The organism is Novosphingobium sp. CF614 (genome assembly GCF_900113255.1).
Taxonomy (GTDB): Bacteria; Pseudomonadota; Alphaproteobacteria; order Sphingomonadales; family Sphingomonadaceae; genus Novosphingobium.
Window position 1 is genome coordinate 211,135 of record NZ_FOOR01000002.1, and the last position, 23,686, is coordinate 234,820.

Consider the following 23,686-nt stretch of genomic DNA (forward strand, 5'->3'; position numbering starts at 1 on the left):
CCAGGGCGGGCGTCGAACCGTGCTGGCCAAGACCACCCGGCCGACGACACGCTTCGGCTGATTTCCCGGGCGCCGCGTCAAAATGGCGGGAACCAGGCGTCACGCGGTCTTTTTGACGGCTTGTCACAACCGGGAAAACGCATTTGTCCGCGACATCGTCCGACACGAAGGTAACAGCAGCGGCGGGAACAGCAGCGGCAATTCGCTACGATGCCATTTCCATCGCCCGGGTCATTTGCATTCTGGGTGTCGTCTATGTCCATGCCTGGACGGGCCTGGACGGGAACGCGCTGCAACTGGCGCGCGGGACCCCGCAGGAGAACTTGCGCTGGGTCCTGATGGAGGCCTTCGGGCGCAGCGCCGTGCCCCTGCTCGGGCTGGTATCCGGGTGGCTGGTGGCGGGGTCGGCCCGCACGCGCGACTGGCGGCGCCACGTCGCCCGCAAGGCACGGACGATCCTTGTGCCGATGGTCCTGTGGAACGCGCTGGCGCTGGCGCTGGTATGCGGAACCGCGTGGCTTTTCCGGCTTCCGGCGCCGACCCCGCACTCGCTGGGATGGGTGATCGAGGAAATCTTCATTCTCACCCGCAATCCGGACGTCGATGTGCAGATGCCCTTCCTGCGCGACCTGTTCCTTTGCATGGTCGCGGCGCCGCTGCTGGTGCGCATGCCCAATCGGATGCTGGGCGTAGTGATCGCGCTGGCGGCGGCGTGCCAGATCCTGGGCGCGGGGCCGCCGGTGCTCATGCGCCCCGCCACGCTCATGTTCTTCACGCTCGGGATCGCCGCGCACCGGGGCGGCGTGGCCGAGCGAACGGCAACCTGGCCGCTGCCGCTTGCCGCGGTGCCCTTCGCGGTGCTGATGCCGGTGCAGCTGTGGCTGGCGCTATCGGCGGACGCGCCGCGCGCCGGCGCCTGGGTGTCGGGACTGGACCTGCTGGTGCGGATCGCCGCCTCGCTGTGTTTCTGGCGCGTTTCGTGGGCGCTGGCACGGTCTTCGGCACGCGGCGCCTTGTTGAAGATCGAGCCTTTCGTCTTCCTGCTGTTCTGTTCCCATCTGATCCTGATCTGGCTGGGCGGCCCGCTGCTCGGCCAGGTGTTCGGCAAACTCGGCGCGCCGGGCTATCCTGCTTACCTGCTGGTGCAGCCGCTGCTGGTCCTGGCCTGCGTCATCGCGCTGGGTTCCTTGCTGCAACGGGCGGCACCGGGACTGGCCGGGGTGTTGAGCGGCGGGCGCCTGAAGCCGCGAGCCGAACGGCGCGGGCAGCACGGGAAGCGCCTTCCGGCCCTTGATCCGCACCGCGCCTGACGGCGCGCGGATCGCGGGCCCCTGGTCCCGACGGAATCTTCACGATTTTCGCACGCTGTGGCGCGATGGGCACGAAGGTGCGGGATGGCAGCGGTGCTGGCCGGAACGGGTCGGCAACCCGCCGCAGCAGCAACGGAATGGAATCGGCGGCGATTCTGCCGCCTGCCTGGAAAATGCCCGTCAAGAATAGACGCTGCGAATAGGTGAAGCATAAATGCTACACTTGTGACCCAATCCACGGCGAATTCCAAAATAGGTGTTGCCCCATAGGCGATTGCCCTCAAGTAATGCCCACAACCTGGGCACTAACCCGGCCCGGGCACACCTGTGGCGGGCGTTTTCAGGATCGGCATCCCGGCTTGACCGGAAGGATTTTGCCCCGCGCTTGGACTTAACGGCGTCTGGGGGACAAAAGATGCATTCGATCACAACTTCGCGTCAATCGTTGCAGCGCGCCCTGCTGCTTGGTTCGGTGGCCGGCCTCGCACTCGGCTCGGCACAGGCGCGCGCGCAGGCCTATGGCCCCGAGGTGCCGCCGACCGGCGCTTACCTGGAGGCCCAGTCCGGCAGTTCCGGCGGCAACCTGATCGCCATCCCGGCTTACCAGACGGCCAAAGTCACCCCCGATCCGCAGATCGTCGTCGCCGATCCGGGCGATTCCGATACCAGCCTCGATCCCACCGGCATCAACGGCGTCGGCCAGATGGTGACCGATATCGGCGGCGGCTTCATCGGCCTGTGCACCGCCACCCTCATCAACCCGCGCACGGTCGTCTTCGCCGCACACTGCGTCAACGACGAGGCGGCGACCGACTACGGCGCCGCGAGCGGCGGCACCCCGATCGGCTTCGGCTTTGCCGCCGACACCTTTTCCGGCGTCGGCAACTGGTACTTCGGCGGCTACCAGACCGACACCGCCGGCGCCTTCTACAACGCCAACTACGTCGCCTACAATCCGGGCTCGCTGGAGCCCGCGGCGGCCCAGTTCCTCTACAGCGACGTCGCCCTCGCCTCGCTCGACACGCCTGCCGCCGACATCCCGACCTGGGCGATGCTGTTCTCGCCGCTGCCCGATCCGGGCACGATCGGCGCCGACGGCACCGGCTATCACGTCGGGATCACCGGCTATGGCCGCAGCGGCAGCGCCACTACCGGTTCGGCCTTCGGCATCGACTTCCGCCGCCGTTCGGCCGAGAACATGATCGGCGCGCTCGCCAGCCTCGACCAGTTCGAAGATTTCCTGTTCGGCCCGGGCGCCGGGGTAAACCCGCAGAACCTTTACTGGATCGACTTCGACGATCCGCTGCGCGGCACCGCCCAGGCCAGCCCCTTCGACTTCAACGCCTGGCGCGACAATGCCACGCCCAACGAAGGCACCACCGCCAGCGGCGATTCCGGCGGTCCGCTGATCCTTGACGATACCTACGACGTCAAGGTCATCCTGGGCGTGCTCTCGGGCGGCTATACCCGCTTCTTCTTCGGGCAGCCCGCCAATGGCTACGGCACCGCCAGCTTTTACCAGCCGCTGTACCTCTACTGGGACTGGATCGCGGCCAACAACCCCTACCACTATGCCTCCGCGAAGGCCGGCAACGGCGCCTGGGAGGATCCCCAGCACTGGACCTCGACGCTCGATCCCAACTACATGGTGATCGACGCTGACGGCAACCTCGTCAACGGCGTACCGACCACGCCCGGCGAAGGCGCGACCGGCAACAGCGGCACGTTCGGACAGGCCTGCTTCCAGACCACGGCGTTCAGCGATTGCTACGACATGGCGACCGGCACCGAGACGGTCACCGGCGATCCGATCGGCACCGCGACCAACGACAAGGCCGTCGGCACGCTCGCCGGCTTCGACGCCGTGCGCGAGGCCCAGGCCTCAAGCGAAGGCGCTGCCACGCTGCCCTCAGCCACGCTTGCCAACGGGCTGCCCGGCGCCACCGGCTTCGTGCCGGACAACGACGACGGCGACCGCACTTCCGCCACGCCGCCGCGCTACTTCGACATCACCCTCTCGGCCGCCGGGATCACCACGCTTGCGAGCGCAGTCACGATCGACCGCTTCACCATGACCGGGCCCAGCGCCGCGCTCGACATTGCCGCCGGCGGCTCGCTCACCAGCCTGATGTCGATCAACCAGTACGCGGGCATGGTCCGCGTCAACGGCAGCCTGTCCACCAACGGCGACTACTTCCTGCTCAGCGGCGGGCTGCAGGGCAGCGGCACCATCAACACCCCGTACTTCACCAACCTGGCCGGCGTGATCGCGCCGGGCGGCATCGGCACGATCGGCACGCTGACCTTCAACGGCAACCTGATCCTGTCCTCGGGCAGCACCTACCTCGCCGATATCGGCGCGGGCGGCACCTCCGACCTGATCCGGGTCCAGGCGACCACGTTCGATGAGGGCGAAGGCGACGGCGACGGCGAGGTGATTGGCACCGCGCTGACCCCGGTCGACGGGATCGCGAGCCTGGGCGGCACGGTCGCCCTCGGCGTCGTTCCCGGCGCGATGGTGCGCGATGGCGACGCGTTCAGCATCCTGACCGCCGAGGGCGGGATCGAGGGCGAGTTCGACACCGCGACCCCGATCAGCGCGATCCTCACGCCGGTGCTGAGCTATGACGCCGGCACCGTCACCGCGGTCCTCGAGGCGGGTCTCTATGCCGACGTCGTCGCCCCGGGATCGCCGGTGCAGAACGCCTTTGCCCAGTTGCTCGACCAGAACCGCGTGCAATACGGCACTTACGCCGGGCTTTATGGCCCGCTGGACCTGCTCTCGGTCGCCGGGGTGCAGGGCACGCTGGAAAGCTTCGCCCCGCGCGAACAGCCGCTGCTGCAATCGATGGGCACCGCGGCGCTGGAAACCAACAACCGCTTCATCCGCGACCGCCTCGCCATGATCGTCGACGGGTCGCAAGGCGGCACCCTCTCCTATTACGGCAACCCTGGCAGGGCCATGGCGGCGGCCGGGACCAGCAGCGGCGGAGGAACCGACAGCGCATCGATGGCCGCGGCGAACACGGGCACGCCCTCGGCGACGGTCGAGAATGCGCTGCCCGAGGATCTCAGCGCCTTCATCGCCGGCGGCTATATCGACGGCAAAAGCGATGGCGCGCCGACCGCGGTGCCCTATGCCGGCGACAAGTTCCACGGCTACTACATGGCCGCCGGCCTCGAGAAGAGCTTCGACGACAGCGGCTCCATCGGCATGGCGCTGTCCTATACGATGATGAAGGGCCAGCCGGGATTCGCCGGCCGGTCGGTCAAGGGCAACCTGTTCCAGCTCAGCCTCTACGGCGCCAAGCGCTTCAAGGGCGGCATCGGCCTCGACGCGCAGATCAACGCCGGCAGCTACGATCTCAAGACCGCGCGCACCGTCTCGGTCGGCGAAACCAGCTGGGACTTGCAGGCGCAGGACACGCCCTTCACCCTCACCGCGGAAGTGGGCGCGAGCGCGCTGACAAGCCTCGCCCCGGCGATCACAGTAACCCCGCGCATCGCCCTGCGCTACTCCGACATCCAGTTCACCCGCACCAAGGAGAGCGGCGGCGGCCCGGCACTGCAGTACGAGATGGACGACTACGAGAGCCTGCAGGGCCGTGCCAGCTTGCGCATCGAAGGCACGGGCAAGATCCGCCCCCACCTGATCGGCACGTTCGTCCACGATTTCGAGGACAAGCCCGGCTTCTTCGGCGCCAACTTCGTCGGCGGCACGGGACCGGACGCCCTGTTCGCGCTGCCGGGCAGCGACCGCGACTGGGCCGAAGTCGGCGTGGGCCTGACCACTACCGGAAAGGTCGCCTTCTCGCTCAACGCCGAGACCGTCATCTGGCGCTCCGACCTGAGCTACCAGTCCTACCGCGGGGCGATCACGATCTCGTTCTGATTTGCAGGATGGCCCCCCCCCGCGCCGATCGACCGAGCGGCGCGGGGGGGCATCATCTTGAAAGGAAGAGGTGGTTCATACCAAGTCTCTTTGAGTGAGACTCATCTCCCCCTTCGGCGGCTCGCAATTGACGAAGGCAACGGGAACAAGGGGGTCCGATCAATGAGACTTGGTTTGATCCGGTATCTTGCCGACAATGAGGTTGTCGCGCCAGGCGCCGCTGCCGTCCAGGCCGATGGCTCCGGCCTCAACACGCCTCGGCATCGGCGTAAGTCGGGATGTCGTTCAGCTTGGCCATGTACTGCCGCAGTTCGTTGAACGGCGCGTGGATCTTGCGCAAGGTGCGGACCGGGCCGCCGCCTTCGACGTAGTGGCGGCTGTGCTGGATCGACATGTTGTCCCAGATCACCAGATCACCGGTGCGCCAATGGTGCTCGATAATCAGTTCGGGCTTGTAGATATGCGCGAACAGCCGGTCGAGCAGCGCGTCGCTCTCGGCCTTGGGCAGGCCGATGATCTCGCGTGTCTGCTGTTCGCATACATAGAGCATCGTCTGCCCGGTACGCGGATGCCGCATTGCGACCGGGGTGATCGTTTCGTGCGGGCGCGCCCAATCCGGCTGGATCAGATCGGCCTCGTAACCGGTGTTGCCCCGCCCCTGCCGGCCGCTTTCGTGGCGCGCGGTAAGCCCCTCGAGGCGTTCCTTGAGATCGTCGGGAAGCGCCGCCCAGGAATGGACGGTGTTGACGAAAGTGGTCGGCGCGGCCCCCGGCTCGACTTCGACTCCGTATAGCGAAGGCGTCTGGAACGGCAGCTCGGACCAATGCATGTCGACATGGTAGAGCAGGCGGCCATAAGGCGCGCCGCCGTCTTCCTCCTTGTTCGAGACATAGCCGAAGCCTTCGGTGTTGATGCCCGCCAGCTTCGACATGTCCCCGCCATAATGCAGGGCCTCGATCACCCGGTGCTGGGTGGCGACATCGACGTCCACGTCGCGGAACACCAGGACGCCGGCCTCGTCGAAGGCCCGGCACATCTGCGGCCAGGCATCGGCGCCGATCTCCTCCTTGAAATCGATGCCCTGGATCTCGGCGCCCACGGTCGGGCTCAGCTTGCGGATTTGAAGTTGTGTCATGGCGTCACTCCTCGCCCGGGCATCGCGCCCGGGCCCTGATCGATTGTGCTGGCGGTTGTACTGGCGCTCAGGCGGCCATCGCCTGCATGCGGGCGATGGCTTCGCCGACGGTGTGCGAGAAGCTGACCGGGGGCAGTTCTTCCGCCCGGACCGGCGTAGCCATTTCCTCGACGCTCGGTCCGACGCGATCGGCGATCGTCTGCAGCATATCGAGATCGAAGCCATAGAGCCTGGCGGCGTTGAGCGAGGTCATCGCCCGCACTTCGTCTTCGGGAAGATCGTGGAACAGCAGCCGCACCGCCAGCTTGTTGTGCGGGAAGCTGCCCTCGTGGTGCGGATAGTCGCTGCCCCACAGGATCCGGTCGACGCCGATGTCGTGGCGGGCGCCAAGGTCCTTGCGCACCAGCAGCGAGGGCGCGATGTACATGTTGCTGCGCCAGTGTTCGGACGGCAGCCTGGTCATGCCTTCGACCGCCCGGTGATAGAGCGGGTAAGCGATGGTGCCTTGCTGGCGGCCCATGATTACCGAGCCGTCCAGCCGCTTGAGCTCGTCGGGGATCCAGGCGCAGCCGGTCTCGGTGATGATGAACCGCAAGTCGGCAAAACGCTCGAACACGCCGCCGATCATAAGGTGCGAAAGGGTGCGCTGGATGAACATCGCCGTTTCATAGACGCCCACCGCGATCGCGGCGGGGCCGGTCTGCTCGGTTTCCGGCGGGCCGACGCTGGCCGAATGGCGATGCACCGGCATCCCGTAGTCGACGCAGGCCTTCCAGAACGGATCGAGCCGGCGCTCGTAGAGATTGACGATGCTGAGCTGATGATCCGACGGAACGATGATTCCGGCCAGGCCCTGTTCGCGCGCCCATTTTACTTCGGCGATGGCGTCGTCAAGGTCGTTGAGGAAAACCTGCGCAAGCCCGGCGCGGCGCCCCGGAGCCTTCCTGCAGAAATCGACCAGCCAGCGGTTGTGCGCCTGCACGCCGGCCCACAGCCGGCGATAGTCCGCAGCATTGGTGGGGGACGGAGCGGTAACCGCGCCCGAAGGATAGAACGGGGGAACCGTGTTCGGATAGATCACCTCGGCGACCGTGCCCTGGCCTTCGAGGATCGTCACCCGTTCCTCGCTCTCCCAGTTATAGGGCGAGGAAGCCGAGGAAACGCCGATGCGCAGCCCTTCATCGTCGGTATCGGCAAGCTCCTTGTCGAAATCGGCCCAGGGGTCATGGAAATCCCTGGCCCAATCCTCGAACTCCTGGTGGAATTCGCTGGCGAGGTAAGGCTTGTAATCGCGGATGCTGGCTCCGGCATGGCCGTCGGAGTTGATGAGAACATAGTTGCGGGACTTGAATCGGGCACTGTCCATAAGGCTATCCTCCGAGCAGACGGGCGGCGGAAAATCGGAAAGCCAGATCGGCGATCCGCGATCGTTCGCACCACTTCGGCGGGACTGTCCGCCCCGCTCCTTGCATAGTGTATGCTATATTTCGGCACTCAAAATTGATGCCGGTCAAAATTGCCGGCGCGGATTTCCTGTAGGCATGGCGCCCATGCGGACCGAAGAGCCAGATGCAGCCGATCAACGGCGCATGCTCCGAAGCCATGATTGGAGGATTGCAGCATGACACACCTGGAGGTCCGGGAGCTTTCCCCGGAATTCGGCGTCGAAGTCCTGGGTTTCGACCCGAAGGCACCGCTCGACGACGCGACCCGCGAACAGCTTCGCGACCTGTTCGACACCAGGCGCCTGCTGCTGTTCCGCGATATCGACCTTTCGCACGAAGAGCAGGCCCGGCTGTGCACCATGCTGATCCGCAAGGGCGAGGCCGAAACCATCGAAGCGATGGGTTCGCGCGAATCGTTCATCTCCAACAAGCTCGACGATGGCATCGCGCCGTTCGGCCGGTTGCAGTTCCATGGGGACACGATGTGGGCAGACAAACCCTACCAGGTGCTTTCGCTGTACGGCACCGATGTCCAGCAGCCCGCCGCGCCGACGATCTTCGTCGATGCCGTCGGCGCCTGGAAGACCCTGCCCGAGGATCTGCGCCGCCGGGCCGAAGGCCGCGAAGTGCTGCAGACGGCGGGCGCCGTGCGGCGCGGCAACATGTCCGGGGTTCTGCTCACCGAAGTGGAGAACCCGCCATCGACCGTCACCCGCATCAATTACACGCACCCGCGCACCGGCGAGACCGTTCTCCATATCTGCGAACAGATGACGCGGAACGTCCTGGGCATGTCGGACGCGGAAAGCGAGGATCTGCTCACCAGCCTGTTCGCGCATCTCTACCAGCCCGAACGGCAGGTCGGGCATGACTGGCGCGAGGGCGACCTGGTGGTGTTCGACAACATCGCGCTTCAACACTCACGCGCGCGGGTGTCGAAGGAGGGGCCGGCGCGGACCTTGCGCAAGGTCGCCAGCCCGATGCCCAGGCTGCGCCCCGACCAGTTGCCCCGCTGGAAGGCGGAAGCGGCCTGAGCAGCCGGGTGCCCGCGGCGATCCTTGCCAGGGCACGGCCTCCACGGACCGGCATCCCGCAGGCGCGCCGGACCTGCGCATGACATCGCGCCCCGGGGCGCGAAAAGAGGATTTTGAAATGAAAGTCATCGATATCGATCCGGAACTTCTGCGTCGCTACGCGGAAGCGTCGATCCACGCCGGGAACGAGGCATGGACTCACATGGAGGCCGAATTCGTCGGCAATGTCGACGGGCTGATGGAAACCCTGGTCGACAAGGAACCGCTGGCCTACACCATCGTCCCGCAGATCTTTCCGGACGGCAGCGTCAAGTCGCCGATCAGCAGCACCTTCGCGGGTGTCCGCGAATGCTACGTCTTCGTCCGCGGGCGCAGCGACCTTCTGAACGTCGAGCTGGTCAACGAGATCCGCGGCGGCTGGTACGACTTCCAGGTCGGCGTCAATACCGGCCGCGTCCGGGGTCAGGACAAGATCACCAACAGCGTCACCATCGGCGTCTTCCCGGTTTCCAGCGGCAAGGGCATCACCGGGGAACTGGTATGGGTGATGACGCCGCGCGAACGGCTCGGCACCGGTCCGGCGCCGACCACGCCGGCGCTCGAGGGCTTCGACGGGCGCCGCCAGCTCCTGGCACTGCACAAGCAGTTCCTCGACGGCTACCGCGCCAATGACGTCGAAGCCATCGTCGCGACGATGAACGACGGCGTGCAGGCCAATATCCGCGACTACGTCAACGACACCGGCACGCTGATCGGCATCGAGAGCAAGGAGGATTACCGCGCCTACCTGAAGGCGTTCTTCGCCCGGTTCGAAGTCCTGAAGGTCGACCATCTGCAGCGCCTGAGCGAAGACTGGTACTTGTTCGCCGAGACCCGCATGGAACTGCGCGAACGCAGCGGCCAGCGGCGCGAGTTCGGCATTCACACGGCCGAATTCTTCGTACCCGCGAAGGACAACCGCATCATCGTGCAGACCGGCCACGGCACCGACCTGCCCTGAAGGCACTGGAATGGCCGTTCCGCTGAGTTCGGGAGCTGCCTTGAAACTACGAGGGACTTCACGAGCCGGATAATACCCGGTCTCGTGGAGAGAGACTCAGCTTTTCCCTTCTACCAAATCTGATTGATCGGAACTCCTGTTCCCTTGCTTTCGTCATTGCCGCGCCGCCTTCGGTGGCTCGCAATGACGAAGGGAACAGGAGTTCCGATCGGTGACTTGGTACAAGGCCGGGAATACCGCGGATCGGTGGCGGAAAGGCGCGCGCTGCCTATGAAGGAGAAGTGCCGGTCGGCGGGGTCAGCCTCAGGTGCAGCGCCGTCAGGCCGTGGATGATAAAGCTCTCGTCATACGTCAGGTCGGCCACGCCATTGGGATGCCGATCGCGGTCAATGTCGATATTGGAGGTCGACGCCAGGAGTTTCTCCATGATGATCCGCACTTCGGCGCGCGCCAGCGGGGCTCCGGCACAGGTGTGCTTGCCGCGCCCGAAAGCCACGTGTTCGGCGATCTTGGGGCGACCGATCCTCAGCTCGTTCGGGTTTTCCCAGCGGCGCGGATCGCGGTTGGCCCCGGCAATGGCGATCATGATCTTCGATCCCGCCGGGATATGGACGCCGCCCACCGTGGCGTCCTTGCGCGCGAGCCGGCCCTCCTGCTTGGTCGATCCTTCGAGGCGCAGCACCTCCTCGAGGAACGCCGGGATCAGCGTGAGGTCAGCGCGCAGCCGGTCCTGCAGCTCGGGCTGGGCGATAAGGAACTTGACCGCGGTTCCCAGCAGCTTGGCACTGGTATCCTGGCCCGCGCCGAACATGAACATGCCGAGCTGGACGAGATCGTGCGCCTCGGGGATCGTGCCGTCGTTATACTTGGCAAAGGCGAATTCGGTAAGGATGTCGTCCTGCGGATTGGCGCGCCGGTCGGCGATATAGCCCCAGAAGTACTTGGCCATGATCGTGAAGGGGCTGTGCGCCGGATCGCCCGTCACCTTGCCGTCGATGCTGCCCGGCGGGGGCGCCGCGGCGATGGCGTCCATGAAGACCTTGCGGTCCTCCATCGGCACCCCCAGCAGATCCGCCACCACCATCGTCACGAACGGCGTGGCGATCTCGCTCATCAGCTCAACCTTGCCCTCGGCGACCGCCTTGCCCACCATCTCGCCGCAATAGCGGTTGATGAATTCCTCGCTCGCCTTCAGGCGCGACGGGACGAACAGCGTATTTATGAGCGCACGCAATTTGGTGTGGCGATCATCGTCCATGTTGGAAACCAGGTCCCAGCCGACGAAGTGCTGGCGGTGGGCGGCGATCTGGTCGTTGATATCGGGGCCGTCGGGGGTGAAGGGCAGCGGCGAGCCGGCACCTTGCAGGTTGATGATTGCCGAGAAGGCATCATGGTTGCGCATGATGGCCAGCGCCTCTTCGAAGCCGGTGACGACATAGTAGTCCTGCCCTTCCGGCTTGTAGATCGGGCCCTTCTCACGGACCGCGTCGAAATAGCCGTAAGGATTCCTCAGGACCTCGTAGTCCGTGTAGTAGTCGCGCTCAGCCAGTGCCTGCATGTCCCTGCTCCGATTGCATCGTCCGGTTTGTCAATTGGCTTGCCATCAAGGCCATGCTGCTGCTTTCACTGCAACGATGAACGCAAGGACGACACCAGATCCGGATTTGTGCGATACCATGTCGCATAGTCTGTCGGGAGAGTGCGGGTCAAGCCCGAAGGACGCGCGCGCGGTGCGTTCGGGCACTGCGCTGCGCGAGGCGCTGTTGCGGCTGCTCGAACGCCGGGCATTCGAACAGATCACGGTGCGCGACATCTGCGCCGAGGCGGGCGTCCATTATGCGACGTTCTTCCGCCACCACGCCAGCAAGGAAGCGCTGCTCGACCATGTCGCCGCCGACCAGATGGCGCGGCTGGTCGAACTGACCATGCCGATCAAGGAATCGGGCGATGATCGCCGCGCGATCCTGGTGCTTTGCCGCTATGTCGAGGACCACCGAGTGCTCTGGTCGGTCCTGCTCAACGGCGGCGCCGGCGCGACCATGCGCGCGGAGTGGCTGCGCTATACACGGCAGGTCACGGGCGCGGCGAATCCGGACAGCTGGCTGCCGAGCGAGCTGGGCACGATTTGCACGACCAGCCTGATCGTGGAAACGATCTCCTGGTGGCTACGACAGGAAAAAGACGCCTGGCCGCCCGATCCCATTGCCGACATCATCCATCGCCTCGTAACAACCTCCATCGCGTCGCGAGGCCCGATCGAAAGATAGCGGGAATCCAATCAGCGATCTAACGATCTCAATTAGTGTCTATTTCTGATATGATTCGCATGTCGGCCCATCAATGGTGCCCACATCAAGCAAAAGAAGCGGCGAGACCAAGCGCCGCACCGAAGTCGTCCGCATCTTTCCGAACGAGGCCGCGATCACGCCCTCATCGGCGCCATCCCCGTGGAACAGGGCGACGAATGGGCAAAGGAAAAGCTATAGACACAACCGTCATTCTCCGGCTCCTCGGACTGATCCATGAGCCGACTTCGGGCGCAATTCGCGCTTGCCTGGGCACAGTCAGTCCGGCTGGCAGGATGCTGCGACCCATCCTCGCACGGGCGCGTCGAATTGAAACAGGCTGCCGGCCAATGGCTGTCCAGCGAGCGCGTTCGAGTCGAGGCCGATCCGAGCAGTGGTCACGAAGGCGGTGGTGAGGTCAGGACCTCCGAACGCAAGCTTGGTCACCCGTGCGCAAGGTAGCGCAACGTGCAGCATGACCTCGCCCTGTGGCGAATAGCGGCGCACCCCCCATCCGTCCCACAGCCCCACCCACAGGCAGCCCTCGGCATCGGTGACCACGCCATCAGGATAGCCTTCGGCCGCGTTCAGTTCGATGAAGGGTTCGCCGCGTTCGAGCATCGGGTCTTCGCCGGGATCGAAGCGCCAGATGCGCCGCGAGCCTGAGTCGGCAACGTAGAGAACCTTGCCGTCGGGACTGAACGCGGGCCCATTGGTAACCACCGCCCGCAACGCGGTGGGTCGGATCTGGGTGCCGACAAATCGGAAGATCGATCCGGTGGGAAGATTCTCCTCATCGTCCATCGTGCCGAACCACAGGACTCCGTCGGGACTGAGCGTGCCGTCGTTGATGCGATTGTGGCGAGGCATATCCACTTCGGCCAAGGTTTCGCCGGGTCCGGTGCCGTCCAGGCGGTACAGGCGATGGCCATCACCGACCACAGCCGTACCGTTTGCCGCCGGCACGATAAATCCCGGCTTCCCTCCGGCATTCACCGATTCCCCCGTGCCGGTCGCGGGATCGAAACGATGAATATGACCCTGCTTGATGTCGACGAAGCGAAGCGACTGGTCGGCGGCGAACCATACCGGTCCTTCGCCGAGCAGGCATTCCAATCGCCAGGCGACTTCGGGCACGATGCTCATGGCGCGGACAGCCTTTCGGCGATGTCGGCCTGCGGCAGCGGGTTCCAGTCGAACGCCGGTCCCGAGGCCCTGGTGGCGACCTGCAGCGACGCTTCGATCAGCCTCAGCGGCGCCAGATCCGCATCGCTGCTCCCGCGGTCGATCAGGTCCGCGAATGCCCGGTAGAGGTACGAGTATTCGGCACGGTCGAAATCGGTCGCGCCGCCTTCCACTTCAAGCCGGTGGCCCCCGCACCCCAGCACCAACGAACCTTGCGTGGTCTCGACCGCAATATCCCAGCGCGGCTCTCCCGCGTGAAGGAAATCGAGGCTCGCCCGGCCGGGCGCACCGGCATAGTCGAGCATGATCTCGGCGGCGACCGGCGCCTGCCTGCCGGCCGGCACCGTCAGGTGCGCGGCGGCTATTCTCAGCGGGCCCGGAAGAATGGCCGTCACGATGGAGAAGGCATTGATCGCCGGATCGAATACGCCAAATCCGCCCTCGGCAAGCAGCCAGTCCTGGCCCGGGTGCCAGCAGCGGATGTCTTCGTGCCAGGTGATCGAAAGCCCGGTGACCTGACGATCCGCCAGCCAGTCGCGGGCGAGCGTGACTCCGCCTGCCATGCGCGAATGCCAGGCCGCGTAGAGCGTGACTCCGGCCTTGTCGGCCTGTTCGATCAATCCTTGCGCTTCGGCACTCGTGGTCGCCGGCGGCTTTTCGAGCATAACGTGCCACCCGGCAGCGATCGCGCGCCGGGCAAGGTCGGCGCGTACGCCGGGCGGAGTGCAGATCGCCACCGCATCGAGCGCCGGGCCATGCGATGCCAGCACGTCGATCGACGCAAAGGCAGGAACGTCGGGCAGGGCATGGACCGGATCGACCGTCGCCACCAGGTCGAACCGGCCGTCGGCCAGGATCGCCGGCAGGTGTTGGTCGCGTGCAATTTTACCCAGTCCGATGATCGCGATCCGGTTCTGTCCTTGCCTTGTCATCCCGGCACCTCTATTTATCATATAAATTGGCGATAACGATCATCTGGCGGCTTGGCAATCCGCGCCGGGATAGAAGAGGACACGAATGACCAGAAGCTCACCTGATGCAAGTCGGCGGCTGCGCAGTCGCGCCTGGTTCGACGAGCCGGGGAATCCGGACATGACGGCGCTCTACATCGAACGCTATCTCAATTTCGGATTGAGCCTCGAAGAACTGCAGTCGGACCGTCCGATCATCGGCATCGCCCAGACCGGCAGTGACCTGTCGCCCTGCAACCGCCACCACCTTGTCCTGGCCGAGCGCGTGCGCGACGGCATTCGTGAAGCCGGCGGGATCGCGATCGAATTTCCGACTCATCCCATCCAGGAAACCGGCAAGCGTCCGACCGCCGGGCTCGACCGCAACCTCTCGTACCTCAGCCTGGTCGAAGTGCTGTTCGGCTATCCGATTGACGGCGTGGTGCTGACCATCGGCTGCGACAAGACTACGCCCGCCGCGCTGATGGCGGCTGCCACCGTCGATATCCCGGCAATCGCGCTGTCGGTCGGGCCGATGCTCAATGGCTGGCACGAAGGCAAGCGGGTCGGCTCCGGGACGATCGTGTGGCACGCGCGCCAGTTGCTGGCGGCCGGAGAAATCGATCAGAAGGGCTTCATCGAGATGGTCGCCTCCTCGGCCCCCTCGACCGGATACTGCAACACCATGGGCACGGCGACGACGATGAATTCGCTGACCGAAGCGCTGGGCATGTCGCTGCCCGGTTCGGCGGCGATTCCCGCGCCTTACCGCGACCGCCAGCAGTGCGCCTGGGAAACCGGGCGGACCATCGTCGAAATGGTTTGGGCCGACCGCAAACCGTCGGACATTCTCACCCGTCCTGCCTTCCTCAACGCGATTCGGGTCAATTCGGCAATCGGCGGCTCGACCAACGCGCCGATCCATCTCAACGCCATCGCCCGCCACGCCGGGGTCGAACTGACGCTCGCCGACTGGGAGCAGCACGGCCGCGATATTCCGCTGCTGGTCAACCTCCAACCGGCCGGCGAATACCTGGGCGAGGATTATTATCGCGCGGGCGGTGTTCCGGCGGTGATGGGTGAACTGCTGCGCGCCGGGCTGCTCGACGGTGATGCCCTGACCGCGAGCGGAGCAACGGTGCGCGACAACGTGAACCCGTGCGCGACGCGCGACCGCGAGGTAATCCGTCCCATGTCCGATCCGCTCAGGCAAGCTGCCGGGATCACCGTGCTCTCGGGTAACCTGTTCGACGCGGCGGTGATGAAACTCTCGGTGATTTCGGACGATTTTGCAGCGCGTTATCTGTCCGATCCGGAGCAGCCCCGCGCGTTCGAAGGCAAGGTCGTGGTATTTGATGGCCCAGAGGACTATCACGCACGGATCGACGATCCGGCGACCGGGATCGACGCCAGTACGATCCTGGTGATGCGCGGCACCGGGCCGATCGGCTATCCGGGCAGCGCCGAAGTGGTCAACATGCGCCCACCCGCCGGATTGATCCGTTCGGGAATCCACGATCTGCCGTGCATCGGTGATGGCCGCCAGTCGGGCACCTCCGGAAGCCCCTCCATCCTGAATGCCTCGCCCGAGGCGGCGGCGGGCGGCGGTCTGGCGCTGCTGCGCGATGGGGATCGTGTGCGCGTCGATCTCGGTGCGCGACGGGTCGATGTGCTGATCGATGAGGCCGAACTGGCGGCACGGCGCGAGGCGCTGGCGGAATCGGGCTTTTCCCTCCCTCCATCACAGACGCCGTGGCAGGAACTGCATCGCCAGACTGTCGGTCAGCTCGCCACCGGCGCAGTGATCGAATCCGCGGTCAAGTACCAGCGCATCGCCCACATCGGCCTGCCCCGCGACAGCCATTGACCTGCGGGGCCACGCCCGTGGTCGTTACCCGTCGACCAAATCGAGCACATTATCGATCAGCAGCGCCGCGCAGGCGCGTGCGCGCTCCGGGTCGCGCGCCTCGATCGCATCGGCGACGTCGCGGTGCTCGGCAATGCTGGCGGTATGGCCCTTGATCCGGTTGGTGAAGCGGATCGAAGTGGTCAGCGCGGTGGCGACGACTCTGGAGAATTGAAGGAAGAAGGGATTGCCCGAGGCGGACAGGATCGCCAGGTGAAAGGCGATGTCGGCGGCGAGCGGATCGTCCTCGCCGCGCTCGGCGGCGCGCATCCGCTCGAGTTCGCGGTAGACCGTATCGATCGCGGCCCCGTCGCGAGCGGTGGCGGCGAGTGCGGCGGCCTCCGGCTCAATCCCGCGTCGCAGCTGGGTGAAGTGCCGCAGTACCTCGATCGAAAACTTGCGTTCGAGCAACCAGCGCAGCACATCGGGGTCGAACAGGTTCCACGCCTGGAACGGCTGGACCCTGGTGCCCTGCCGCGGCTTGGCCTGGACCAGCCCCTTGGCGGTGAGCATCTTCACCGCCTCGCGCGTCACCGAGCGGCTGACTCCGTAGGCGCGGGCGATCTCGGCCTCGGTGGGGAAGGGACGCATGTCATAGCGGCCAGTCACGATTGCCTTGCCCAGCGCGTCCAGCATGCCCTGCGTCAGGTTGCGCTTGGCGTCGCCCGCCTGCCCCTCAAGCTCAATAGCCGTGCTTTCCATCGCTCCCCTTTGCAGCATCGTTATGCCTCTGTCACTCACGCCCTAATTTGCCCGACTGGACATTGTCAATTTATCATATAAATCGTGCTGTTCTAAAGCCGGGGTGCATGACGGGAGTTTTGGGGTGAGCGGATTGGCAACAATCGACGTGGTCGTCGTCGCAATATACGCGCTTGCGATTTTCGCGCTGGCGCAATTCGTGTCGCGGGAAAAACCCGGGCACGAAAAGAACACGTCGGACTATTTCCTCGCCTCGCGCAACCTGCCGTGGTGGGCGATCGGCGCCTCGCTGATTGCGGCCAACATCTCGGCCGAACAGATCGTCGGCATGTCGGGCTCGGGCTATGCGATCGGCCTCGCGATCGCCTCCTACGAATGGATGGCGGCGGCAACCTTGCTGATCGTCGGCAAATGGTTCCTGCCGATCTTCCTCGAAAACGGCATCAGTACCATGCCGCAGTTCCTTGAGCAGCGCTTCGGAACCACGATCCGCACCGTGATGGCACTGTTCTGGCTGGCGCTTTACGTTTTCGTCAACCTCACGTCGATCATCTGGCTGGGTTCGATCGCGGTGACCAAGGTGGCCGGGATCAACCAGGACGTGGCGCTGACGGTGCTTGGGCTGTTCGCCCTGCTCTACCAGTTGCGCGGCGGACTCAAGGCGGTGGCGCTGACCGACATCGTCCAGGTCTCGTTGCTGGTCATGGGAGGTCTCATCATCGCCGCGCTGACGCTCGACAAGATCGGCGCGGGCGGGGGAATCGCGGCGGGCTTCGCAACGCTGGTGCACCGCGCGCCCGACCATTTCCACATGATCCTCAAGGCTGGCGATCCGCACTACAAGGACCTGCCGGGGCTGTCTGTGCTGATCGGCGGAATGTGGATCGCCAATCTCTCATACTGGGGCTTCAACCAGTACATCATCCAGCGCGCGCTGGCCGCCAAGAGCATCGGCGAGGCGCAGAAGGGCATAGTCTTCGCCGCCTTCCTCAAGCTGGTCATGCCGATCATCATTGTCCTTCCGGGGATCGCCGCGGTGGTGCTGGCCCCCGGTCTCGCCAAGCCCGACGAGGCCTACCCGACGATGATGGAGCTGCTGCCACCCGGACTGCTGGGCCTGGTCTTCGCCGCGCTGGTCGCCGCGATCATCGCCTCGACCGCGTCCAAAATCAATTCGATCGCGACGATCTTCACGCTCGACGTCTATGCCAAGTTCCGCAAGGGCGCGCCGCTTGGCGAGCGGCACCTGGTGCGCGTCGGCCGGATCGCGGCAAGCGTCGCCATTGTCATCGCCATCCTGACCGCGCGCCCGCTGCTGGGCAGCCTCGACCAGGCGTTCCAGTATATCCAGGAGTTCTCCGGCTTCGTCACGCCGGGCATCACCATCATCTTCCTGCTCGGCCTGTTCTGGCCGCGCGCGACCGAAGCCGGCGCGCTCGCCGGCGCGCTCGCCTCGGTGATTCTCAGCCTGCTGTTCTGGTGGCCCGCCGCCTGGGGCGGCAGCACCGTGCTCAACGAGGTGCCGTTCATGGACCGGATGGGCCTGGTCTTCCTCGCCTCACTGGCCCTGGCAGTGGTCGTTTCGCTCGCACGGCCCGCGCCGGCCGCCAGCAATCGGATCGTGATGGCCGGCGTCTCGTTCCACACCACCCGCGGTTTCAACCTCTCCGCGATCGGGGTGGTGGTGATCCTCGCGGCGCTTTACACCTGGTTCTGGTGATGACCGACTCCTTCCTTGCGGTCGACTGGGGCACCACCAACCGCCGCGTCTACCGGATCGAGCAGGGCATCGTTCGCAGCAACGTGCGTGACGACAGGGGCATCGTTGCCGTCCCGGCCGGCACTTTCGCGGACGAGATCGCACTGCTGCGCGCACGGCACGGCGACCTGCCGATGCTGCTCGCCGGGATGATCGGATCGAACCGTGGCTGGCACGATGCGGGTTATGTTTCCGCTCCGGCACGTCTGGAAGATCTCGCTGGCGGGCTCAAGCGGATCGACGCGCGCACGGCAATCGTTCCTGGCGTGTCGCGGATCGAGGGCGCTCGCGGCGAGGTCATGCGCGGCGAGGAGGTGCAATTGCTTGGCGCTGCGGCCGCCGGGCTGGTTCCGCCCGACGCGCAACTTTGCCAGCCGGGCACGCATTGCAAGTGGGCGCGGCTCGAACGCGGCGCGCTCACCGATTTTGTCACCGCGATGACCGGCGAGATGTTCGCGCTGCTCAAGGCTCATGCCCTGATCGGGCAGGAAATGACCGGCGTCGTGCATGCCGGTCATGCCTTCCGCGAAGGCGTCGGGGAGTCGCGGCGCAACGACCTGCTCGCGTCGCTGTTCTCGGTGCGTCCCGCAGCCTTGCTCAACCTGCGCCCGTGCGAGGAAATCGCGTCCTTTGTCAGCGGCCTGCTGATCGGTGCGGATTGTCGCGCCCATGCGGCGCGCGGGCCGGTGCACCTCCTTGCAGATCCCGCCCTCGGCGCGCTCTATTCCGCCGCGCTCATGGAACTGGGCAGCCAAGCAGTAATGATCGACAGTCACGATGCCTTCGTCGCGGGGATCGTGCGCATCCGGGAGTTGAGCCGATGACCCTTGCATTCGCCGATGCCTTTACGCGCTGCCCGCTGGTCGCGATCCTGCGGGGCGTAAGGCCCACCGAAGTTGAGGCCATCGGCGAAACGCTCGTCGATGCCGGCTTCACGATCATCGAGGTGCCGCTCAATTCGCCCGATCCCTTCGACAGCATCGAAAGGCTGGCGCGGCGGCTGGAAGGCCGCGCGTTGGTGGGCGCGGGCACGGTGCTTACAGTGGGCGACGTGGCGCGGCTGCGCGATGCCGGCGGAGGAATCGCGATTTCGCCCAACACCGACGTCGCGGTCATCGCCGCTAGCGTCGCGGCCGGACTGGTCTCGATGCCCGGCTATTTCACTCCCTCGGAGGCATTCGCGGCGTTCAATGCCGGAGCGAGCGCGCTCAAGCTGTTCCCGGCCGAAGCCGCCAGCCCCGCCGTGCTCAAGGCGCAACGCGCGGTGCTGCCCAAGGCCTTGCCGGTGCTGGCCGTGGGCGGAATCGTGCCCGAGGGCATGGCGCCTTGGCTGGCAGCCGGCGCGAACGGCTTCGGGCTTGGCTCAGCGCTCTACAAGCCCAGGATGCCTGCTGCCGATGTCAGCGCGGCGGCGCGGGGCTTCATCGCGGCGCTGGAGAAGGGATGATTGCCTTCGTTGCGGGCCGATAGTCGCGCTCGAGGAACTGCACCACCGGCAGTACCTCATGGCGACGGAGGCTGAACCAGGCAGCGTTTTCCCAGTTCGTTCCCGTGCCCCAGCGGGTCTTGCACTTGGTCGATAGCCAGTCGGGCGCCCAGTAGTTGACCCCGATCCCGCCGTTGTCGACCACGGTCTGGGTCAGCGCGATCATATAGTCGCGCTGGCCTTCGGGAGTCGCCGGATATTGCGGGAGCAGCACCGAAGGATCGCCCAGCAGGTTGGGCGATGAATCGGCTCCTTCGAAGGTGAAGGGGTAGGCCGTCTCCACGACCATGACCTGCGCTTGGTAGCGCGCGCCAACCCGCGCGATCGTCGCGCCGAGTTGGGCAAGGCTTTCGACCGACCACTTGCGATAATAGCTGATGCCGATGATGTCGTAGTCGAGCACGCCGGCCACGGTCGCATCATCGAACCACGGCTCGACATTCTCGGGCTGGGCGATGTGGAGCATGACCTTGGGCCTGATCGCCGAAAGCCGGCCGGCATCGCGCACGGCCTTGACCCCCGCATTGAGCAGCGCGGCATTGCGCTTCCAGTCGATCGGCTGCTCCTTCCTGCCGCCCATCAGTTCCGGGTTGGTCTCGTTGCCAACCTGCACCATCTCGGGCATCAGCCCTTCGCCGTCGAGCTTGCGCAGCGTATCGAAGGTGAACTGATAGAGCGCCTTTGCCTGCTGGTCGGTATCCATCCCGGCCCAGGCGGCGGGAACCAGCTGCTTTTCGCCATCCGCCCAATCGTCCGAATAGTGAAAGTCGAGCAGCACCTGCAGCCCGGCCGAACGGGCGCGGCGAATGGTTTTCTCGACATCGGCAAGGTTGCTGTAGTTCGTCCAGGTGGGGTTGTTCCACAGCCGCACCCGCACCAGATTGCCGCCCGCCTGCTTGAGCACGGTGAAAGGATCGGTGCGTTTGCCGTGGCTGCGATAGATCGCGCCGCAATCCTCCATCTCGTTCGCGAACGACAGGTCGGCGCCAAGATAGAGGCCATCGGCACGGCCATTGCCGGACTGGGTCCCATGGCTGGCGACGGGTGCAGCCGCGAGAACGGCGGCTAATGGCAGGGCAAGGGCGCGCAGGTTCATAATCACCGATCCTTGACGACGGTCATGCCAGGACGAAAAGGGCTGTCGTTGCCGGTTTCAGGCCCGGTGCGTCGACCCGCACCGTCACCGTGCCCGGGCCCGCCTCCGACTGGACGATAAGCTGCGCGAGCCCGTTGAACAGCGCAGTGGGCTGCGGGCCGGTGCCCTTGGCGAGCGGATCGCCGTTGCCGGTTGCGATCAGACGACCGGGCCCGTCGAGGCTGACCGAAAACGGCAGGTTGGCCGTCGGCACCTCGAGCCCCTTGGCATCGCGAGCGCTCACGGTCAGCACGGCCGCATCGCGCCCGTCGGCGAGCAGGCGCTTGCGATCCACACCAAGCGCAAGCGCGGCCGGCGCGCCGGTCGTACGGCGCCGCGCATTCGCCACCAATCGCCCGCCGCGCCAGCCCTTGGCGCTGATCTCGCCCGGCTCGTACGGTACTTGCCAGGCCAGGTGACGGTTAAGCACCACGGCCTTGCGTCCCTGCGACACGCCATTCGCGAACAGTTCCACCGCATCGCAGTTGGAATGGACCCAGACCTCGACCGGCTGCCCCTCGCGCCCGGCCCAGTTCCAGTGTGGAAAAAGATGGATGAGCGGCTCCTCGCGCCGCCACCAGGCGCGGTAGTACCAGAAGTTGTCCTTGGGAAAGCCGCAGATATCGGCGGCGCCGAAATAGCTCGACACGCTCGGCCATTCGGGGAACGGCGTGGGCTCGCCGTGGTAATCGAAGCCGGTCCAGATAAAGCCGCCGGCGATGTAGGGCGCATCGGCAACGATGGTCCACCATTCCTCGGCGGTGGTCGCCCACCATGGATGCTCGGTATCGTAGGCGCGCAGCACATGCGCGGCGTTGTCATTGAAATAGGCGCCCCGGGTGGAAACGGTCGAGCCCGTCTCGGTCCCGATCACCGGCCGGTCGGGGAAGCGCCTATGCCAGTCGGGGATCTGGCTGGTGCGGTAGTTGAAGCCGACCACATCGACTGCCTCGACCGCGCCCTTGTCGAAACTGTTGTCGAAGGCCTGGGTGATGGCGCGGGTCGGATCGCGCCTGCGGACCGCGTCGGCCAGATGCTGCGAGATCAGCTTGCCACGTTCGGTGCCCTGCTGCGGCTCCTCGTTGCCGATCGACCACAGGATCACGCTCGGATGGTTGCGATCGCGCCGTACGATGCGATCAAGCTCGTCGATCCCTTGTTCCGAAGTGGTGTTGAGCCGCAGCTCGTCGATCACCATCATGCCCATCTCGTCGCAGGCATCGAGAAAGGTGCTGGACGGCGGATTGTGCGCGACGCGCCAGGCGTTGGCCCCCATCTCCTGCATCCGCGCTATCCGCCAGCGTTCGAGCGCGGGCGGGATCGCGGTTCCGGTTCCGGCGTGGTCATGATGATTGCACACGCCGAGCAGCTTCACCGGCACGCCGTTGAGCAGCATGCCGCGTTCAGGGTCGAAGCGCACGTCGCGCACACCGAAGCGCGTCGCGACCGAGTCGAGCAAGCCGTCGGGGCCATGCAACTCGCTCACCAGCACGTAGAGCGCCGGGGTGGTCGGCGACCATAGACGCGGCGCGGCGATGGCGCCTGTGGTTTCGAGCCGCGCCTCGGCGCCAGGTTCGATCGCAGCGGTGCACGGCGGCAACAGCGCTACCGTTCGCCCCTCGGCATCGCGCACTGACTGGCGCAGCTCTACTTTGGCCGGCCCGGTGCCGGTGTTGCTGACGCTCGCGCAGACCTTCAGATTTGCCGCACCGCCGCCGGGCGTCGCGATCGCCTGCACGCTCCATGGCGCGATGTGCACCTGCGAGGCAACCACAAGATGCACGTCCCGATAGATCCCCGCGCCTTCGTAGAACCAGCCCTCGCCGAGCGAGACTTCGACCCGCAGCGCAAGCTGGTCCGGACTGCCATCGGTGTTGAGAAAGTCGGTCACATCGACAACGAACGGAGCGTAGCCGGACGTTTCCTCGGCAACGATGTAGCCGTTGACCATCACCAGCGTGTCGCGGAATACGCCGTCGAACTCGAGCCAGACGCGGCCTGCGGGCCGGTTTTTGGGGAGCTCGAGCTTGCGGCGATACCAGCCCACGCTATTTTCGGGAAAGGCGCGGCCGATGGCGCGAAATCCATGCGCGGCGGCGGCATCGCGCTGATCCTCGGGAGGCGGCGAGCGCGGCGGCGCGAATGGTAGGCTGTATGCCCAGTCATGCGGTACGCGGATTTCCGTCCAGCCCGATTCATCGAATCCGCTCTGTGCCGCGGTTACCGTGCCTGCCTTGGCATAAGTCCGCTGGTCTTTGCCAAAGCCGAAATCAAGGGCGGTGTCAGCGGCATGGCCGAGATGGAAACGCCACCCCCGGTCAAGCAGCAGGCGCATGCGGGCAGGCGAGGCTTCGGATGCCAACACCTTGTCGGCCCGCAGCGCGACTGAGCCCGCGCCCGCAGCCACTGCGCTGTTCTTGAGCAGCGTGCGCCTATCCAATTCGAAGCCGATCATACCATTC

Annotated in this window: 17 protein-coding genes and 1 pseudogene; 10 read left to right on the forward strand and 8 right to left on the reverse strand. The window is 65.6% G+C overall.

Annotated elements, in window-relative coordinates:
- Positions 1–143: 143 nt before the first annotated feature.
- Positions 144–1,310, forward strand: coding sequence for an acyltransferase family protein (locus BM052_RS03905; protein ID WP_091143461.1), 1,167 nt, complete (start codon positions 144–146; stop codon positions 1,308–1,310).
- A 415-nt stretch (positions 1,311–1,725) separates the two neighbouring features.
- Positions 1,726–5,202 (forward strand): autotransporter domain-containing protein, encoded by a 3,477-nt coding sequence (locus tag BM052_RS03910; RefSeq protein WP_091143463.1) that lies wholly within the window; start codon positions 1,726–1,728, stop codon positions 5,200–5,202.
- A gap of 247 nt (positions 5,203–5,449) precedes the next feature.
- On the opposite strand, the gene BM052_RS03915 is transcribed toward BM052_RS03910, so the two are convergent.
- Positions 5,450–6,337, reverse strand: a complete 888-nt coding sequence (locus tag BM052_RS03915) for a TauD/TfdA dioxygenase family protein (RefSeq protein ID WP_177198312.1) — start codon at positions 6,335–6,337, stop codon at positions 5,450–5,452.
- Between the two features lie 67 nt (positions 6,338–6,404).
- Entirely contained in the window at positions 6,405–7,703 is a 1,299-nt protein-coding gene (locus BM052_RS03920) for an amidohydrolase family protein (RefSeq protein WP_091143467.1), read from the reverse strand.
- A 255-nt stretch (positions 7,704–7,958) separates the two neighbouring features.
- Here BM052_RS03920 and BM052_RS03925 point away from each other — a divergent pair, with 255 nt between their 5' ends.
- Positions 7,959–8,816: a TauD/TfdA dioxygenase family protein gene (locus BM052_RS03925; protein WP_091143470.1), complete on the forward strand. Its 858-nt coding sequence runs from the start codon at positions 7,959–7,961 to the stop codon at positions 8,814–8,816.
- A gap of 118 nt (positions 8,817–8,934) precedes the next feature.
- Positions 8,935–9,816, forward strand: coding sequence for a nuclear transport factor 2 family protein (locus BM052_RS03930; protein WP_091143472.1), 882 nt, complete (start codon positions 8,935–8,937; stop codon positions 9,814–9,816).
- A gap of 268 nt (positions 9,817–10,084) precedes the next feature.
- On the opposite strand, the gene BM052_RS03935 is transcribed toward BM052_RS03930, so the two are convergent.
- Positions 10,085–11,374 (reverse strand): cytochrome P450, encoded by a 1,290-nt coding sequence (locus BM052_RS03935; protein ID WP_091143475.1) that lies wholly within the window; start codon positions 11,372–11,374, stop codon positions 10,085–10,087.
- A 172-nt stretch (positions 11,375–11,546) separates the two neighbouring features.
- On the opposite strand from BM052_RS03935, the gene BM052_RS03940 reads away from it, so the two are divergent.
- Positions 11,547–12,083 carry a TetR/AcrR family transcriptional regulator gene (locus BM052_RS03940; RefSeq protein ID WP_255405945.1) on the forward strand — a complete coding sequence of 179 codons (537 nt, stop codon included), beginning with the start codon at positions 11,547–11,549 and terminating at the stop codon, positions 12,081–12,083.
- Between the two features lie 97 nt (positions 12,084–12,180).
- Positions 12,181–12,296: pseudogene (locus BM052_RS19820) on the forward strand (transposase); the annotation flags it as partial.
- A gap of 84 nt (positions 12,297–12,380) precedes the next feature.
- On the opposite strand, the gene BM052_RS03945 reads toward BM052_RS19820, so the two are convergent.
- Positions 12,381–13,247 (reverse strand): SMP-30/gluconolactonase/LRE family protein, encoded by an 867-nt coding sequence (locus BM052_RS03945; protein WP_091143480.1) that lies wholly within the window; start codon positions 13,245–13,247, stop codon positions 12,381–12,383.
- Positions 13,244–14,218: a Gfo/Idh/MocA family protein gene (locus tag BM052_RS03950; protein ID WP_091143482.1), complete on the reverse strand. Its 975-nt coding sequence runs from the start codon at positions 14,216–14,218 to the stop codon at positions 13,244–13,246. The genes BM052_RS03945 and BM052_RS03950 overlap by 4 nt, the downstream gene beginning before the upstream one ends.
- An 85-nt stretch (positions 14,219–14,303) precedes the next feature.
- Here BM052_RS03950 and BM052_RS03955 point away from each other — a divergent pair, with 85 nt between their 5' ends.
- Positions 14,304–16,103: an IlvD/Edd family dehydratase gene (locus tag BM052_RS03955; protein WP_091143485.1), complete on the forward strand. Its 1,800-nt coding sequence runs from the start codon at positions 14,304–14,306 to the stop codon at positions 16,101–16,103.
- A gap of 24 nt (positions 16,104–16,127) precedes the next feature.
- Here BM052_RS03955 and BM052_RS03960 read toward each other — a convergent pair whose 3' ends face one another.
- Entirely contained in the window at positions 16,128–16,844 is a 717-nt protein-coding gene (locus tag BM052_RS03960) for a FadR/GntR family transcriptional regulator (protein WP_091143486.1), read from the reverse strand.
- A 124-nt stretch (positions 16,845–16,968) separates the two neighbouring features.
- Here BM052_RS03960 and BM052_RS03965 point away from each other — a divergent pair, with 124 nt between their 5' ends.
- Genes BM052_RS03965 through BM052_RS03975 form a run of 3 tightly spaced genes read left to right on the forward strand, consistent with a single transcriptional unit; the run spans position 16,969 to position 20,050 of the window.
- On the forward strand, positions 16,969–18,564 hold the full coding sequence (locus BM052_RS03965) for a sodium/sugar symporter (RefSeq protein WP_091143489.1): 1,596 nt from the start codon (positions 16,969–16,971) through the stop codon (positions 18,562–18,564).
- Positions 18,564–19,427 carry a 2-dehydro-3-deoxygalactonokinase gene (locus BM052_RS03970; RefSeq protein WP_091143492.1) on the forward strand — a complete coding sequence of 288 codons (864 nt, stop codon included), beginning with the start codon at positions 18,564–18,566 and terminating at the stop codon, positions 19,425–19,427. Before BM052_RS03965 ends, BM052_RS03970 begins: the two co-directional genes overlap by 1 nt.
- Entirely contained in the window at positions 19,424–20,050 is a 627-nt protein-coding gene (locus BM052_RS03975; RefSeq protein ID WP_091143494.1) for a 2-dehydro-3-deoxy-6-phosphogalactonate aldolase, read from the forward strand. The genes BM052_RS03970 and BM052_RS03975 overlap by 4 nt, the downstream gene beginning before the upstream one ends.
- Here BM052_RS03975 and BM052_RS03980 read toward each other — a convergent pair.
- Complete coding sequence (locus BM052_RS03980) at positions 20,025–21,185, reverse strand: glycoside hydrolase family 53 protein (RefSeq protein WP_091143496.1); 1,161 nt, start codon at positions 21,183–21,185, stop codon at positions 20,025–20,027. The two genes, BM052_RS03975 and BM052_RS03980, sit on opposite strands and share 26 nt — an antisense overlap.
- A gap of 22 nt (positions 21,186–21,207) precedes the next feature.
- Entirely contained in the window at positions 21,208–23,679 is a 2,472-nt protein-coding gene (galA, locus tag BM052_RS03985; RefSeq protein WP_091143499.1) for a beta-galactosidase GalA, read from the reverse strand.
- Positions 23,680–23,686 lie beyond the last annotated feature (7 nt).

Excerpts from the sequence above, each read along its gene's own strand:
- BM052_RS03975 (WP_091143494.1), top strand. The coding sequence starts at position 19,424 with ATGACCCTTGCATTCGCCGATGCCTTTACGCGCTGCCCGCTGGTCGCG.
- BM052_RS03955 (WP_091143485.1), top strand. The coding sequence starts at position 14,304 with ATGACCAGAAGCTCACCTGATGCAAGTCGGCGGCTGCGCAGTCGCGCC.
- BM052_RS03980 (WP_091143496.1), bottom strand. The coding sequence starts at position 21,185 with ATGAACCTGCGCGCCCTTGCCCTGCCATTAGCCGCCGTTCTCGCGGCT.
- BM052_RS03970 (WP_091143492.1), top strand. The coding sequence starts at position 18,564 with ATGACCGACTCCTTCCTTGCGGTCGACTGGGGCACCACCAACCGCCGC.
- galA (WP_091143499.1), bottom strand. The coding sequence starts at position 23,679 with ATGATCGGCTTCGAATTGGATAGGCGCACGCTGCTCAAGAACAGCGCA.
- BM052_RS03960 (WP_091143486.1), bottom strand. The coding sequence starts at position 16,844 with ATGGAAAGCACGGCTATTGAGCTTGAGGGGCAGGCGGGCGACGCCAAG.
- BM052_RS03925 (WP_091143470.1), top strand. The coding sequence starts at position 7,959 with ATGACACACCTGGAGGTCCGGGAGCTTTCCCCGGAATTCGGCGTCGAA.
- BM052_RS03935 (WP_091143475.1), bottom strand. The coding sequence starts at position 11,374 with ATGCAGGCACTGGCTGAGCGCGACTACTACACGGACTACGAGGTCCTG.
- BM052_RS03915 (WP_177198312.1), bottom strand. The coding sequence starts at position 6,337 with ATGACACAACTTCAAATCCGCAAGCTGAGCCCGACCGTGGGCGCCGAG.
- BM052_RS03950 (WP_091143482.1), bottom strand. The coding sequence starts at position 14,218 with ATGACAAGGCAAGGACAGAACCGGATCGCGATCATCGGACTGGGTAAA.
- BM052_RS03930 (WP_091143472.1), top strand. The coding sequence starts at position 8,935 with ATGAAAGTCATCGATATCGATCCGGAACTTCTGCGTCGCTACGCGGAA.
- BM052_RS03910 (WP_091143463.1), top strand. The coding sequence starts at position 1,726 with ATGCATTCGATCACAACTTCGCGTCAATCGTTGCAGCGCGCCCTGCTG.
- BM052_RS03945 (WP_091143480.1), bottom strand. The coding sequence starts at position 13,247 with ATGAGCATCGTGCCCGAAGTCGCCTGGCGATTGGAATGCCTGCTCGGC.
- BM052_RS03920 (WP_091143467.1), bottom strand. The coding sequence starts at position 7,703 with ATGGACAGTGCCCGATTCAAGTCCCGCAACTATGTTCTCATCAACTCC.